Annotated in this window: 18 protein-coding genes; 7 read left to right on the plus strand and 11 right to left on the minus strand. The window is 67.1% G+C overall.

Annotated features, from left to right (window positions below; genetic code table 11):
- Window positions 1–286 precede the first annotated feature (286 nt).
- Complete coding sequence (locus tag AB0I04_RS25960; RefSeq protein ID WP_360889339.1) at window positions 287–547, minus strand: hypothetical protein; 261 nt, start codon at window positions 545–547, stop codon at window positions 287–289.
- A 148-nt stretch (window positions 548–695) separates the two neighbouring features.
- On the opposite strand from AB0I04_RS25960, the gene AB0I04_RS25965 reads away from it, so the two are divergent.
- The 3 genes from AB0I04_RS25965 to AB0I04_RS25975 all read left to right on the plus strand — a co-directional run bounded on the left by AB0I04_RS25965 (window position 696) and on the right by AB0I04_RS25975 (window position 2,040).
- Entirely contained in the window at window positions 696–1,166 is a 471-nt protein-coding gene (locus AB0I04_RS25965) for a hypothetical protein (protein WP_360889342.1), read from the plus strand.
- A gap of 82 nt (window positions 1,167–1,248) precedes the next feature.
- Window positions 1,249–1,518, plus strand: a complete 270-nt coding sequence (locus tag AB0I04_RS25970; protein ID WP_360889344.1) for a hypothetical protein — start codon at window positions 1,249–1,251, stop codon at window positions 1,516–1,518.
- Between the two features lie 30 nt (window positions 1,519–1,548).
- On the plus strand, window positions 1,549–2,040 hold the full coding sequence (locus tag AB0I04_RS25975; protein WP_360889347.1) for a recombinase family protein: 492 nt from the start codon (window positions 1,549–1,551) through the stop codon (window positions 2,038–2,040).
- Window positions 2,041–2,227: 187 nt separating this feature from the next.
- On the opposite strand, the gene AB0I04_RS25980 is transcribed toward AB0I04_RS25975, so the two are convergent.
- On the minus strand, window positions 2,228–2,656 hold the full coding sequence (locus AB0I04_RS25980) for a hypothetical protein (protein ID WP_360889350.1): 429 nt from the start codon (window positions 2,654–2,656) through the stop codon (window positions 2,228–2,230).
- 178 nt (window positions 2,657–2,834) lie between these two features.
- Window positions 2,835–3,449 (minus strand): TetR/AcrR family transcriptional regulator, encoded by a 615-nt coding sequence (locus AB0I04_RS25985; RefSeq protein ID WP_360889353.1) that lies wholly within the window; start codon window positions 3,447–3,449, stop codon window positions 2,835–2,837.
- A 105-nt stretch (window positions 3,450–3,554) separates the two neighbouring features.
- Here AB0I04_RS25985 and AB0I04_RS25990 point away from each other — a divergent pair, with 105 nt between their 5' ends.
- Complete coding sequence (locus AB0I04_RS25990; RefSeq protein WP_360889355.1) at window positions 3,555–4,295, plus strand: SDR family oxidoreductase; 741 nt, start codon at window positions 3,555–3,557, stop codon at window positions 4,293–4,295.
- Window positions 4,296–5,230: 935 nt separating this feature from the next.
- Window positions 5,231–5,593 (plus strand): IS110 family transposase, encoded by a 363-nt coding sequence (locus AB0I04_RS25995; RefSeq protein WP_360889465.1) that lies wholly within the window; start codon window positions 5,231–5,233, stop codon window positions 5,591–5,593.
- A 153-nt stretch (window positions 5,594–5,746) separates the two neighbouring features.
- Here the strand turns inward: AB0I04_RS25995 and AB0I04_RS26000 are convergent, their stop codons facing one another.
- The 6 genes from AB0I04_RS26000 to AB0I04_RS26025 form a co-directional block, all read right to left on the minus strand.
- The gene (locus AB0I04_RS26000) at window positions 5,747–6,397 is read right to left on the minus strand and encodes a hypothetical protein (RefSeq protein WP_360889357.1); all 651 of its coding nucleotides are present in this window, start codon (window positions 6,395–6,397) and stop codon (window positions 5,747–5,749) included.
- 512 nt (window positions 6,398–6,909) lie between these two features.
- Window positions 6,910–7,458, minus strand: coding sequence for a dihydrofolate reductase family protein (locus AB0I04_RS26005; RefSeq protein WP_360889359.1), 549 nt, complete (start codon window positions 7,456–7,458; stop codon window positions 6,910–6,912).
- A 52-nt stretch (window positions 7,459–7,510) separates the two neighbouring features.
- Entirely contained in the window at window positions 7,511–7,831 is a 321-nt protein-coding gene (locus AB0I04_RS26010) for a hypothetical protein (RefSeq protein ID WP_360889362.1), read from the minus strand.
- Window positions 7,832–7,926: 95 nt separating this feature from the next.
- A complete protein-coding gene (locus AB0I04_RS26015) occupies window positions 7,927–8,937 on the minus strand; it encodes a sigma-70 family RNA polymerase sigma factor (protein WP_360889365.1) in 1,011 nt (336 codons plus the stop codon).
- Window positions 8,938–8,957: 20 nt separating this feature from the next.
- On the minus strand, window positions 8,958–9,701 hold the full coding sequence (locus AB0I04_RS26020; RefSeq protein ID WP_360889368.1) for an alpha/beta hydrolase: 744 nt from the start codon (window positions 9,699–9,701) through the stop codon (window positions 8,958–8,960).
- A 171-nt stretch (window positions 9,702–9,872) separates the two neighbouring features.
- Window positions 9,873–10,889 carry a sigma-70 family RNA polymerase sigma factor gene (locus tag AB0I04_RS26025; protein WP_360889370.1) on the minus strand — a complete coding sequence of 339 codons (1,017 nt, stop codon included), beginning with the start codon at window positions 10,887–10,889 and terminating at the stop codon, window positions 9,873–9,875.
- A 147-nt stretch (window positions 10,890–11,036) separates the two neighbouring features.
- On the opposite strand from AB0I04_RS26025, the gene AB0I04_RS26030 reads away from it, so the two are divergent.
- Window positions 11,037–11,636, plus strand: coding sequence for a dihydrofolate reductase family protein (locus AB0I04_RS26030; RefSeq protein ID WP_360889373.1), 600 nt, complete (start codon window positions 11,037–11,039; stop codon window positions 11,634–11,636).
- Window positions 11,637–11,741: 105 nt separating this feature from the next.
- On the opposite strand, the gene AB0I04_RS26035 is transcribed toward AB0I04_RS26030, so the two are convergent.
- Window positions 11,742–12,254: a hypothetical protein gene (locus AB0I04_RS26035; protein WP_360889376.1), complete on the minus strand. Its 513-nt coding sequence runs from the start codon at window positions 12,252–12,254 to the stop codon at window positions 11,742–11,744.
- Window positions 12,255–12,809: 555 nt separating this feature from the next.
- Between AB0I04_RS26035 and AB0I04_RS26040 the strand changes: the two genes are divergently transcribed.
- A complete protein-coding gene (locus AB0I04_RS26040) occupies window positions 12,810–13,838 on the plus strand; it encodes a hypothetical protein (RefSeq protein ID WP_360889379.1) in 1,029 nt (342 codons plus the stop codon).
- A gap of 7 nt (window positions 13,839–13,845) precedes the next feature.
- Here AB0I04_RS26040 and AB0I04_RS26045 read toward each other — a convergent pair whose 3' ends face one another.
- Window positions 13,846–14,181, minus strand: a complete 336-nt coding sequence (locus AB0I04_RS26045; RefSeq protein WP_360889382.1) for a DUF5955 family protein — start codon at window positions 14,179–14,181, stop codon at window positions 13,846–13,848.
- Window positions 14,182–14,186 lie beyond the last annotated feature (5 nt).

Raw genomic sequence — 14,186 nt, forward strand, 5'->3', positions numbered from 1 at the left:
GGTCTTCAGAGATGTAAGCCATGTCAACCACGGCCGCCCTGGGGTTGCTGAGGTCGTCGACGGCCTCGACGGCGACCAGGGTGAGGAGGAGGGAGGCGTCGTCATCGTCGAGGAGGGCTATGGGGACAAGCGGTGGGTTCGTCTCCAGATGCCGGTGATGGTGAAGGTCGACTGGCTCCGCTGCTGGGCACCTCCGGTGTCCTGTACGCCCGCCACGGTCTTCTGGATGGGGGTGGGCGTACCAGGTTCTCCTCCGGGTTGGAGCTGTCGGGTCAGAGGTGGGGTTCTAGCACTGGGAGAACCATCTGACGCTGGTGACCTGGAAGGAGAGGGCGGGGTTGATCGAGACTTTTACGTCGCTGTCCCAGCGGTACACCTTGCTGGGGCCTGAGGAGCCGTTGGCGGGGAGCATCTGCGGTGAGGCGAAGGGCACGCCCCCTGCCATGTAGAGGATATCGCCCTTGCTGTTCATGAAGGCGAAACTGCTGTGCCAGACGTCGGCGCGGCCGTGCACCTGATCGCTGGTGCTGAACCCTCGCAGGTGCACGCGGTCGATCGAGATGGCGACGGTGGATCCCCGAAGGAGACGGCACTGGCCCACCTTCCAGGTGCCGTTGGGGCTGGCTCCTTCGCCGTAGCCAGGGGGGCCGTGGCGAGGTTCAGTGCTCCGACCGGCAAAATCATCTCGCCACTCGGTGGTCGAGGCATGCGACGGCCCCGCCATCGCCAGACTCGCCACGACCGCGGACACATTGCGACCCCTGCTCCAGCCGGACGAGCCGATCGAGGTCATGGTGGTGGCCGGGGTCGGTGCGGTGTCGGTGCGCCGCACGATGGTCACAGCCGTGGTGACCGGCATCCTGTCTGGCGGCACGATGATGCTCGCCGTGCGCCCGCAGTCGATGTATATCGCGCTCACCGACCGGAGGCTGTTCTTCGTCGACGTCAACAGGTTGAGCGCCCGCCCCCCCCGGATGGTCATGGAGATCCCGCGCAACGCGGTGCGCACCGAGGGTCTACGGAAGGGGCCGTTGGGACTGACATTGCGCACCACGCTGGTGGACGGCTCCGAGCGCGGTCTGACGATGGTTTTTGCGCATCCGGCGAAGGCCGATGGCCGCGCGCTCACCGCGGCGCTACCTCAGCTCTCCCGCGAGATTCGATGACGGGCTGGCGCTCGGACCCGACACAGCGGTCCCACAGCTGGTCATGGCGCTGAACCGGCGGGGGGCAACGAGTCGCCACGGCTTGGACGTCCTGGCCGACGTGCGGGACGGGAAGGTGATCGACGACGCGACGCAATGGCCCGTCGTCGCTAACCTCAACCGCGAAGTGCTGACCCGGCTCAGCAATGACGGCGCCGTGCTGTCCGACGCCACCGAGGCCGATACCCAGCGGGTGATCAACCAATGGACATTCCCGCTGCACGATCTCGACCTGAGAGAGATCGACGTGAAGGTCAAGGACTTGCAGGAACTCCGCGAGCGGCACCTCGCCGCGCAGTACGGCGCCGGGTAGCGCGCATCCCTGGACCCGATCTGCCTGAAGGTGTTCGAGGAGAAGATCAGCGGCAAGCTGGCCACCGATGAGCGGCCCGCGCTGCTGGAGGCGCTGTCCCACATCCGCGACGGGGACATGCTGACCGTCCAGGAGGTCGACCGCCTCGGCCGCAACCTCCTCGAAGGACTGATCGTCCTCAACGACCTGTTCCAGCGCGGTGTCGCCGTCAAGGTGCTGGAGGGCATCGCGGCCGGCGAGCACAACGAACGCTCCCTGATCCTCGATCTGGCCCTCGCCCTGGCTGAGGACCGCTGCCGCGACATCGTCCGCAAGACCAACAACGGCCTGGAGGCGGCCCGCCGCCGGGGCCGGGGCGGCGGCCGCCGCCCCGTGGTCGACGACGACAAGCGCGCCGCGATCCTGGCCCGCCGCCAGCGCGGAGAATCCATCCGCATCATCGCCGCCGGAGTCAAAGTCTCCGTCGGCGTCGTCCACAAAACCCTCACCGAAGCCCAGCGAGAGACTCAGCGGGACCAGTAGCCCTCTCAGTGCTCGGAGTCCCGGCAGCAATCGCCGAATCCTATAGCTGACCTGCGGGAACGTATTCGCGGTGCGACAGTCGGCTCGTACTGCTCATCTACGGTAGCCCGCCGCAGGATCATGCCGCTGAGCTGCGCGCGAAGAGATTCGCTTTGGGCTCATCACACCAACCCAAGCGAAGTGGCTGTTAGCAGCACATCTTGCAGTACAGGTGCTCGTTCTTAGCCGTGGCCCGCTTAACGAGGCCGGCGAGTTCCCCGAGGAAGTCGACCAGACCCGACGTGTTCGACCCCTGGAAGTCCTCGAACCGCGACCATGACTCAGCCGCCTCGGCGAGCCGCTGGCCGCTGGCTGCCGCGAGGCCGGCCATGAGCTCGTCAGACACCGTCACCACCACGACCTGATCGTCGTCGACTGACGCCACTAGTCTGCCGTGGCGGGGACCCTCCTCGATCTCCTCAGTACTGCGGCCAGTGAGAAAGACCTCCACCGGCACCAGGTGATACTCCGGGAAGAGGCCCTTCATCTCGATCACGTCGTAAGACGAGATATCAGTGACCGCATGGGCGGCCGCCTCGTCGGAAGGGGCTGAGAAGTAATCGCTCAGAACGCTCATGGCCGCATAGTGCCATTGGCCCTCCCATCGCACGAACCCGAGGGCCGGGCCTTCTAGCTAGTACTCCAGTGGTAAGTCGTGATCTTGCTGGCGGTGTCGTTGATGGAGCTGTTGTGGTGGCGGGGGCCGGCGTGGAGGCGCATGACGGGCCTGGTGCGGGTGTCGGGTTCTTGTGTCTCTACCGGTTTGTGCTCGCCAGGGTGGGCCAGGCGGCCATTGCGCAGGTGATGGTGGCTTGGAGTTCGGCGCGGCTGGCGCCGTCGCGTGCTTGTACGGAAAGGCCTTGGACGATGGTGGTGTAGTAGCGGGCGATGGCGTCGAGCCCGGTGGTCGGGGCGATGAGGTCGCCGTCGGTGACGCCGCGTTCCAGCCGGGCTCTGATCAGGTTGAACATGTCCCGCCGTAGATCGGCCAGGAACGCCCGCACTCGGGTGTTCTCCACCGCTCCGGTGGGTGCGGCGAGGATGAGCATGCAACCCGGGGGGCTGTCGGGCAGCGTGACCGCGTCGGCGGTGGCGCGGAGCATGGCCTCGATCGCGGCTTGGGCTGTCGGTTGTTCGCGCAGTGCTCGCCTGGGTGATTCTCCGGCGATGGTGCCGTACAGTGCCACGGTCTCCTGGAACAGTTGCTCCTTGCTGCCGAAGCAGGCGTAGATGCTGGCCGAGGCGACGCCCATGGCCTTGGTCAGGTCGGCCATCGAGGTTCCTTCATAGCCCTGCTCCCAGAACACATCCAGGGCTTTGCGGAGCACGGTGTCCCGGTCGAACGTGCGCGGACGGCCTCGGGAGCTCACTCCACCACCTCATTTCTGGATCGATTGACCAATATACCTCTTGACCTGGGTCACGATCAGGCGGTACCTACTTGTTAGTCGATCGATCAACAATTAGGAGTGATCATGGGAGAACTCGTCGGCAAGGTCGCGCTGGTGACCGGCGGCACCCGCGGCATCGGCGGGGCCGTCGTGCGTCGGCTCGCCCGCGAGGGCGCTGCCGTCGCCTTCAGCTATCTCACCTCGCAGGACCGGGCCCAGCAGATCGTCAAGGAGATCGAGGCCGATGGCGGACGTGCCCTCGCGCTGCAAGCTGACAGCGCCGACCCTGACGCCGTCCTCGCCGCGGTGCAGGCCACCGCGGACGAGCTTGGGGGGCTGGACATCCTGGTCAACAGCGCCGGGGTGCATGTCGCCCAGCCGCTCGGCGAGATGACCGCGGCCAGCATCGACCGGTCGCTGGCCATTCACGTCCGCGCCGTACTGCTGGCCGCCCAGGCCGCCACGGCCCACCTTCCCGCAGGCGGGCGCATCATCACCATCGGGTCCGCCGTAGCCGACCGAGTCCCCTCACCGGGCCTGACCCTGTATGCGACCAACAAAGCCGCGCTCAGCGGGCTCACCAAGGGGCTCGCCCGGGATCTGGGATCCCGCGGCATCACCGTGAACCTCGTGCAGCCCGGCCCGACCGACACCGCCATGAACCCGGCCGCCGGACCGGCCGCCGACCCCCAGCGCCAGATCACCGCACTCGGCCGCTACGCCGACCCCGACGATATCGCGGCCGCCGTCGCTTTCCTGGCCAGCGCACAAGCCGACTACGTCACCGGCGCCACCATCGCAGTCGACGGCGGCTTCACAGTGTGATCCAGGCAGGTATCAGCGCCCAGGACAATCCTCCGCCAGTGAGCCTTGATCTCACCGGCGCCAGGAGGACGCAAATGGTCACCCGCGGGATCACCGAGATCGAGATGGCATCTGAAGATCGTGTGGTGGCCGGCACGCCGGGTGCAGATCCTGGCCAATGGCAGGTGATGTTCGACGGGGGTTCCCCCCCGAAGCGTGGACACCGGTTGTCATGCGGCTAGTGGCACCTTATGTGACATCTGTTCGTAGTTGATCGGGCTGATCTGGCCGAGCGCCGAATGCCGAATGCCGAATGCCTTCGGATCGTGTTGTATCTCGTGAGCCACCGGAAAACCGTACGTCTGCGAGGGCGGCGGCTGGAGTACTGGCCACCTTCCTGCTGTTCGGTGCTTCCGTTGACCTGCGGTTTCGCTGTCTGCCCGCTGGCTCGGTCGGTCGAACTGTCTCACTGGTGTTCGCTGGTCGGCGCTGGTACTCGCTGGTCGTGGGCCATATACGGGCCATACGCGGGCCGCTGGGTTGCCCCGTTCCTGCTGGTCACGGCGCTACGGCGGGAAGGTGGCAGTACGCCAGGCGGGTGGGCGGGATGGCTGGCGAGGGGTGGACCGGGGCGGTCTCGGGCGGGGCTTGGCCTGAGAGTGGGGCCGCTTAGCCTGGCGGCGAACGGGCGGGAAGCGGCGGCATGCCGGAGGCACCTGTAGGGCCGCGCAGCGGTGCCGCTGCTGGATCTGCCGCATGGACCGATGGTGCGGCCCCACCGAGGCTCAGGCCAAGCCCCGCCCGTGGACGCTTTGGGCCACCCCGGCCGGTGGGCACCGCAGGCAGTATCACCGGTATCCGAAATATGGGCCAGAATCCCACTCCTGGTCTGTGAACTCACAGTCCGTATGCTCCAGTGAACGCAAGCGGCCGTAAGCGGTCATCCCCTCACCGACCTGCACGGGATCGGTGACCTGCTGGCCGCCAAGATCCTCGCTCGCACGGCCGGCGTCACCCAGTTCCGCTCCGCCGCCGCGTTCGCCTCCTACTGCGGCGTCGCGCCCCTGGAGGCCTCCTCCAGTGATGTGAAACGCCACCGGCTCTCACGCGCAGGCGACCGGCAGCTCAACTCCGCCCTGCACATCATGGCGATCACCCAGATCCGACGCCCGACCCAAGGCCAGGCCTACTACCAGCGCAAACGCGCCGAGGGCAAGAGACACAAAGAGGCCCTGCGCTGCCTGAAACGGCGCCTATGCGACGTGGTCTACCGAACCATGAGCCGCGATACGGATACCTCTCTGCTCGCAGCGGCTTGACACAGAGAGGTGCCGAAAACCGTACAGTCCCGCCCAACGCAACGTCACCCGGACCGGGTGCGAGGGAGGCTTCGGCATCGTTGAACCGTTTCGGGGGCGAGCCGACGCCCACCCCAAAGATCAATTACTCGGCCGCCGTTCGGTGACGAGCCACTAGAAGACCTGGGAGGTGTCCAGGGTGGTGCGGGAGTGAATGAGGATGAGGGCGGCGGTGAGGCGGGGGTCGAGGGCGGGGTTGGGGTTGAGGTAGCGGTTCTTGCGGGGGCGGTAGTCAAGGATGGGACAACGGTTGGCGCGGAGGATGAGGCGCCGGGGTGGAGGAGCGGCGCTGCCGGAGCCGTTGGAGATGGCTGAGGCCGCGTAGAGAGCGACGGTCAGGGGGAAGAGAAAAAGCCAAAGCCACCAGAGGATGAGGCGGCCTTTTCGGGCTACGGCCTCGGGTTGGTCGGCGGGGCGGAGGATCCAGCGGGCCCGGGCGGGCGGGAAGGGTTTGAGGCCTTTACGCGTGATGGTTCCCAGGAGGGTGCCGTCGGGACCTTGCACGTTGTAGGTGAAGGAGAACTCGCTGCCGGGCCCCTGGCGCCGGATGGTGGCCACTGGCTGGGCGGCGGGAGCATCTGGCCAGAGGTTGAAGTCGTGCCCCCTGATGAGTTCCTTGCCGGCCTGACAGGGGGCGAGGACGCGGTCGGCGCGAAAGAGGGTGCGGGGCTCGGGCGAGGTGGAGTCGCCCGCTTGGATCAGGAAACGGGTGGAGTCATGGAAGGCGTACTCGCGCCCCTCCTTGTTGACTCTGGTCGTGCGCACCGGGGCCAGAAGAAGCCAGCCGTCCATGAGACCGCCCGTTGAATCGGTGGGTTTGTTGTGATGCGTACGGATATTAGCGGTACTAACAAATAACCCCAGAGTTCCTTGAGCCGCCTCTGGCCTCTGTAGCCCCTGGACCTGGGGGGGTTCTTCCTGGATCTATGCGGGTTCTGGCTTGTGAAGGCAGCTCGGGATTCCTGAAGACCTATCGTCTGCGTTACCGATCGTGCGAGATGGGTGAAGGCGAGGAGGTCCGGGTTGAGCCTTGCGGTCGTACGAGATTCCGCGTGGCCCGCCCGCCGGCCACCACCGACGAGGTGGCAGCGTTCGAGACTGACGTGCTGGCCGGGTTCGTGCTCGCCCGGGCCGCCGCCGGACTGTCGGACGGCACGATCGCCTCCGACGTAATGCATCTGGAGCAGGTTCGGAATCTTTGGAATTGGTCGCGTCGTCGTAGATTCCAGCATCCGCAGAGTGTGGGCCGGTCGTCGGCGGCCCGTGACAACGTGGTCTCAGCTGGTGGTCTCGTAGGTCAGCTTCACGACCTTTGAAAAGGTTTTCACGGCTGCGAGCTTCAGTTTGGCGGGTTGAACGGCTTGGGAGTACTGCTTGCCGCGTCCGAGCAGGAGGGGGTAGATGGTGAGGTCTATGACATCTATCAGCCGTTCCCGCAGTAGGGTTTCCCCGAACTGGCCGTGGCCGAGGATGAGCAGGTTCCCGCCGTCTTGCTGTTTGAGCCGGGTCACTTCGGTGACGACGTCGCCTCGAACGATGGTGGGATTGCCCCAGTCGGCCTTGTCCAGTGTGGAGCTGAACACGTATTTCGGGATTGTGTTGAGCCGGTCGGCCCACATCGGCTTGTGGGTTCCGCCGCCGCCGTAGAGTTCGGCGAATGCCTCGTAGGTGTTGCGGCCGAACAGGATTGCGTCGCACGCGGTCAGCAGGCCCAAGCCGTCGCGCAGGTATGCCTCATCTTGGTATTCGCCGACCCGCATCATGCCCACGGGGTCTTCGTAGACCCCGTCGGTCGAGACCAGAACGTACTCGATTATCTTCCGCATAGCGCTTGCCTCCGTAGTCGATTTTCCGGTGTGCCGGTTTCCCAGTCGGTGCTCATGCCGCACCACCGGCCGGCGCCGCACCCGGGAGGTCGACCGCCGCGCCGACCTGGACTCCGCCGCCCTCGGCCAGGGCCGGGCAGCGCTCGGCGATCGTGACCGCCGCCTCGAGATTCTCGGCCTCCACGACCGAATAGCCGCTGGGCACGCTGCCCGCCCCGCACTCGCCTACGGCGGTTGCTCCGTGTGTCGGCAAACCCTGATCGATCACCTGGTCTCCCAGGGTGCCGAACCAGGCACCCCACGCCGTGAGTGTTTCGGGCTTGCCTGGGGTGAATTCCGGGGGCATCCGGTAGGTGAACACGAACTTGGCCATCGTCGGCTCCTTCGATCTCGTCTGAACGTTTCGGTGCACCGTGGAGTGCGCCGTCATCCGTTCAGATCCCACCGCCACGCAGAAGTGGGCGGCGCTTATCCGGGAAGGGTGCGGGGGAGGCCGAATCGGGCCAGGATGCTGTTGTCGAACCGGGTCAGAGCGGTGATGCGGTCGGCGGCGAGGGTGAGGACCATCAGGCCCGTGGCGTGCCAGGCGGAGGTGCGGGCGTCCAGGAGATAGACGCCGAAGGCAGGTTGGCCGTTGGCTCGCGTCGCGACCAGACGATAACGAGGGACTTGGGCGAAAACGGCGGCCTGGAAACGGGTAACCGCCTCGCGGCCGAGGTATTCGACCGGCAGCGGCGGCATCGTCAAGCGAACGTCGTCGGCGAGCAATGCGACGACGCCGTCGACGTCGCATCTTTCGAAGGCCCGGGTGAACCGCTCAACGAGCAGCCGCTCGGCGGGTGAGTCGGGCGAGGGCGGTTGCTGCACATCTCGGGGTGCCCGCTGTTGCATGGCGGCGCGGGCGCGTTTGAGGGCGCTGGTGACCGATTCCTCCGTGGTGTCGAGGAATTCGGCGACCTCGGCGGCACGGTAGCCGAGCACGTCGCGCAGGATCAGCACGGCCCGCTGACGTGGCGGTAGAAGCTGGACGGCGGTCACGAAAGCAAGCGATATCGCCTGTGTGGACTCGTAGCGCGCTTCGGGGCCGGGAGCGGGGTCACCGAGGCCCTCGAGCAGGACGTCGGGGTACGGCTCGAGCCACACCACCTCGCCGTGCGCGGATGGCTCGGGCAGCTCGAACCTGGCCGAGCTTTCACCGGAACTCGCCATTCGAGGCCTCCTGCCCGCCGACCGCAATATCTTGAGACAGCGGTTCGTCGCGACGCGGTAGAGCCAGGTCCGGACCGAGGACCGCGCCTCGAACGCGCCCAGTCCCTTCCAGGCGTCCAGCAACGTCTCCTGCAGGGCGTCCTCGGCGTCGTGAATCGAACCGAGGAACCGGTAACAGTGCGACATCAGTTCTCGACGGAAGGGCTCGACGAGCTCGCGGAACGCGTCGGCGTCACCGGCCCGGCACCTGGCGATCAACTCCGCTGTCACCGCATCGTCCTCGTATCGAATCAGTCGCAGCCTGCCGAGACGAGCGTCTCGGCCAGGTCCGCGGGTCGGTTGAACATCACGTAGTGCGAGCCCGGGATCTGCAGGATCCGGGCAAGCGGACCCAGACGTTGGGCGAATCGGGGGAAGGAGGCGTATTCGCCGGGCGGCAGCGCCATGTCGCTGATCGGATTCACGTAACTGGCGTGCAGTCCGCCCGACGCGATCAGCTCGTGAAACGTGTCGAGGTCGAGTTTGTCGGTGAAATATCTGACCGGAATGGGCGACATCTGGGCGTAGATCACTGTCGCGGCAGCGGAATCCATGTCGTTGCACGCGCGTTCGCGGATCACCGGGAACGGCAGCAGGAAACCCTGTGCCGGATCGGTCATGTCGAAGAAGGCGGCGTCCGCTGGTGGGAATTCGTCGGCCAGTGCGTGGCCGGCACCGGGAACGAACGCGCTCAAGAACACCAACCGCTTGATCCGCGTCGGCGCCTGTGCGGCGGCTTGGGCGATGTAGGCGCCCCCGATCGAATGGCCGACCAGGACCACGTCGGACAGGTCATGGTCGTGAAGATACCCGGTCAGGGAGGCGACAGCGTCGGCGTGCGCCAACGTCATCGGATCGCCCGGATCGTGCCCGGCCAGGGTCGGGGTGTGCACGATGTGCCCGTCGCCGCGCAGCACGCTTGCGGTCTGCTTCCACATATCGCCGGTCATAAACGCGCCATGGACCAACACGAACGTCAGAGATGCGGGGGTCATACGAACTCCTGTCAGTCGGTGACGGCGGGGTGCGCCGGATGACTCGTCACCCAGATAGATCCCATCCGACGGGCAAAACTGGGCGGCACGCGCCACAAAATCGGGTGGACATGACGGCGCCGCCGGCCGGGGGCGGTGTGACGGCGGTACGTGGCATGAGTCGACGGCGTTCTACCGTGCACGTGGCAGGGATGGCGGCAGCCCGAACGTAGGGAGGACGATCTTTTCGAAGCGGATCATGGCGCTGATTCGGTCGCCGGCGAGGGTGAGCACGAACAGGCCGACTCCCTGACTACCGGTGGAGGTGGGTCGGTAGACACCGAACGCCGGTTGACCGTTGGCTCGCGTCGGCACCAGTTCAAATCTTGGTGCCGAGCCGAAAACGAGGGCGCAGAAGCGGGCCACGCTGTCTCGGCCCCGGTACTCCAACGGTATCGGTGGCATCGACATGAAGACGTCGTCGGTCAACAGCGCCACCAACGCATCGATGTCGGCGGATTCGTAGGCGCTGACGAACTTCGCCGCGATCGCGTTCTCGGCAGGCGAGTCGGCGGCGGGCGGCTGGGCCCCGGCAGCCGTCACCGGCAGTCGACGTTGCATGCCCGCACGTGCGCGTTTGAGGGCGCTTTTGACCGATTCGACGGTCGTGTCGAGCATGTCGGCTACTTCGTTGGCGTGGAATCCGAGGACGTCGCGCAGGATGAGAACGGCGAGCTGGCGAGGCGGCAGGATCTGCAGGGCGGTCACAAACGCCAGGGAAATGGATTCGGATTGCTCGTAGCGGGCCTCCGGACCCAGCGGCACACTGATCGCACCGTCCAGAAGGGTGTCGGGATAGGGCTCGAGCCAATGGATTTCGCCGAAGCCCGTCGGTTCCGGCGGTTCTACTCCCGGAACGTCCCACTGCTTCGCGGGACGCCGGCGCTCGGCGCGCAACACGTCGAGGCACCGGTTGGTCGCGATGCGGTAGAGCCACGTGCGAACCGAGGCGCGGCCGTCGAATCGGTCGAGGCCACGCCACGCGGCCAACATCGTGTCCTGAAGAGCGTCCTCGGCATCCTGAAACGATCCGAGCATCCGGTAGCAGTGCACCTGTAGCTCGCGACGGAGCGGCTCGGTCAGCGTTCGGAACGCCTCGCCGTCGCCGGCCCGCGCCCTCGACATCAGGTCTGTTCTCGCCAACTCCACTCCCGCCGCCTCTCTCCGTGTGTGCGGTTCCACCCCTGTATGGACGCCGGCCGCTGCACGAAGGGGGCGCTCGGGCAGCGCCCCCTTTTCCGGTGGCGCGGCGTCCATACCCGTGACAACCGACAACATCGTCAAGGAGCGCGGAAAATGGGAAAGATCGTCCTCGCCTCGAACGTCACACTCGACGGAGTGGTCCAAGACCCGGACGGCGCGGAGGGCTTCGAACACGGCGGCTGGTTCCACCAGTTCGTGGGAGCCAAGGACCTCGAAGACTGGACCGTCCGCGAGACGCAGGAGGCGCTGGCTGCCGAGGTGCTGCTGCTGGGCGGGCGGACCAATGAGTGGTTCGCGGACCGGATGACAGAGCAGAACCTGGCGGAGGGCCGTGTGGGCCCCGAGTGGGCGAACAGGGTGCGCAGCATGCCCAAGTACGTCGTGTCCTCGACTGTCGACGACCCTCGGTGGAGCAACGTCACCGTCCTGCGCGGCGACGCGGTCAAGGAGGTTTCGGAGCTGAAGGGCAAAGTGGACGGGGAAATCCTGATCTACGCCAGCTACCAGCTCGCACGCACACTGATCGAACACAACCTGCTCGACGAACTGCGGCTGGTCGTCTTTCCGGTTGTGGTGGGAACCGGCCGGCGTCTGTTCGACGAGGCCAGCGCCAAGAAGCCGCTGCACCTGGTCAACACCCGACAGCTCGGTGACGGCCTGGTGTACTACAGCTACGAACTCGCGCAAGGCTAACGCCTGCAACAGCCCCCAGCCCGGTTGACCATGACCGCGTCGACGTCCCGCCGGCGGCGCGGTCATGGCAACGCTTACTTCCGGCGGTTCCCGCCAGCTCGAACATCACCGCCCGGTCCTTGCGGAAGAACCGGTGCACCAGCACCTCGTAGTTGTCGCCGTGGAAGGCCGACACCTCCTCGATGTCGGCCAGCTGGGCGGCGAACCCGCCCGCCTGCCGCACCACCTCCACCGCGCGGGAAGCCCCATCCGGCCGCTCCGGTGTCGGCTCCGGACCGCCCGCCTCCTCACCCGTGACGTCGCCGTCCTGGTCTGCGGGCGGTCGGGGTCCAGGTGCTCCAGCACGCCGCGATAGGTGCCGATCAGCCGCTCGGAGGTCGCGCGCTGGCGCTGGCGGATCTCCTCCAGCTCGGTCTTGGCCTTCTTGACGTTGCCCGCCACCCGCTTGCAGAACATCTCGGCCAGGTCGTCACGGGCCTGCATCCGCGCGGTGTGCACCAGGCACGCCACCAGCGCCAGCCGCTTGGTCGGCTCATACCGCGACAGCGTGTCGACGTCCTGGCCGCCGCCTCCCCAGCGAAATCGGCGATCTTGCCCGGGGAGACCCCCTCTATCCACGCGGCCGTGTCACCCAGCTCTTCGACCTGGTCCAGGTACTCGGCCTGCGCCTTGAACCGCGACCAGGTCGCGCGCTGCGCGGGCTTCTTGAGCCGGTTGAACATCGACCGGCCGTCCAACCCGGCCGTGGACAGCGCGGGGCCTTTCCGAACCGCGTCGAACCAGGACCTGCGCACCGTAACTGACTGCAACCATCTAACATCACACAGTTCACGGAACCGTGAGCAAGGCAAGGCGGACCTGCGCCGTTGCCCCTTTCCGGCTTACTTGGTCTGCCCCCCTCTTCGCCCCAATTCGCCAGCCCCGCCCCGGCTCTTCGCCGCACCTTTCGCACACTTCGTGACAGAGGCGTGTCCTACGGCGATCCACATGTGATCGTCAGTCGGCAGAATCTTCCGAGGAAGGGGGCAGTGCATGAAGTGTCCGGCATGCGACAGCCATACGCCTTCGGGGCGTCCGACCTGTACCCGCTGCGGGGCGTCGCTCCCGGCGCTCCCACAGCCGCCCGAGCAGGAGGCCTCACCACCGCCTGGGCAGGAGGCTTCACCGCCGGGAGTGGAGATCCCGCCCTCTGGGCCGGAGATCCGACCGACACGGCTGGAGAACCCGCTCTCAGGACTGGAGACCCCACCCCTAGGATTCGGTGATCCGCCCCTGGGGTATGAGACGCCGCCGTCGGAGCGCGGTCCCTTCCAGCCGCAGGACGGCGAGACCGTCGGATACGAGCCGGTCGAGACGCCTCTCGACGCCTCGACCGCGCCGTTCGAAGCCCCCACTGAGGAGCGCATGGCGGCGCAGGCGGAGGCATTCCTCCACGGCGGCGCCCCGTCGTCGGACACGGCCTACCTGGACGCCGACGGTCTGCGGCACTGGGGGGCTCCGCCGACCACCCACGACGCGGCCGCGCAGGGGGAGCGGCACGGGCACCGCAAGACCCCCGAGGGGAGTGCGCGGAGGCGGTGGACGATCCCCCTGGTGGCCGCCGGCCTCGTCACCGTGACGGCGGTCGGCCTGGCACTCGTCGTCGATCTGTCCAACGGCTCTCATCCGGCGCCGAAGCACCGTACCGGCCCCGGGCCCAGCGCGCTTCAATCGACCGGAACGCAGCTCGACACGCCGCAGGCCGGTGACTCACCGTCGGGCGCCGCGGCCCAGGCCGCCGCGGTCAACACGATCCTGCAGGCGGGCAAGGACGCGCACGACAGGCTGTCCGTTAGCATGGCGACCTGCGACGACCTCGTCTCGGCGGCCCCGGCGTTCCAGCAGGTCGTCCAGGAGCGGCAGAGCGAACTCGCACAGGCCCGCCAGCTGCGGACGGACCAACTGCCCGGCGGCGCCGACCTGAAGCAGGCGATGATCGACGCCTACGCGAGTTCCCTGGACGCGGACAAGGCGTATGTCGCCTGGGCCCAGGAGGCGCAGGCCGCGGGATGCGCCGGGGGCCAGCCCCCGCAGTCCGCGAACCACGATGCCGCCATTGCCGCCAATGACAAGGCGGGCCCCGCCAAACGCCGTGTGGTCGCGCTGTGGAGCCCCATCGCGCAGAGCCAGGGACTGCCCGTCTACGCGTGGGGCGCGTTGTAGGACGCCGTCAGGGCAGGTGAACGCCGAGCTTGTCGGCGACCTCTTTCACCGCGGTGGCCAGCGTGCCGACGGCCGCGACGCGTTCGGACAGCCGCTTGAGGGTGTCGGTCAGCCGGCGCTTGTCCGGCTTCTCCTTGCCGGCCTGCTCGCGTACGTCGGCGAGGTCTTCGCGGGCCTCGTCGCCTTCTTCGAGCCGGGGCGCGTGCTCGTCGAGCAGCCGCTCCAGGTGCGCCAAGGCGTCGGCGGACTCCGCCGAGCCGATGGTCATGCCGCGGTTGTCCTGTGATCCCGAGCCGGTGTTGATCGGCCCGTAGTTACCGCCGCTGATGGAGAAGTCGCCCATACCGT

Source organism: Actinoallomurus sp. NPDC050550 (assembly GCF_040655075.1).
In the GTDB taxonomy this organism is placed as follows: Bacteria; Actinomycetota; Actinomycetes; order Streptosporangiales; family Streptosporangiaceae; genus Actinoallomurus.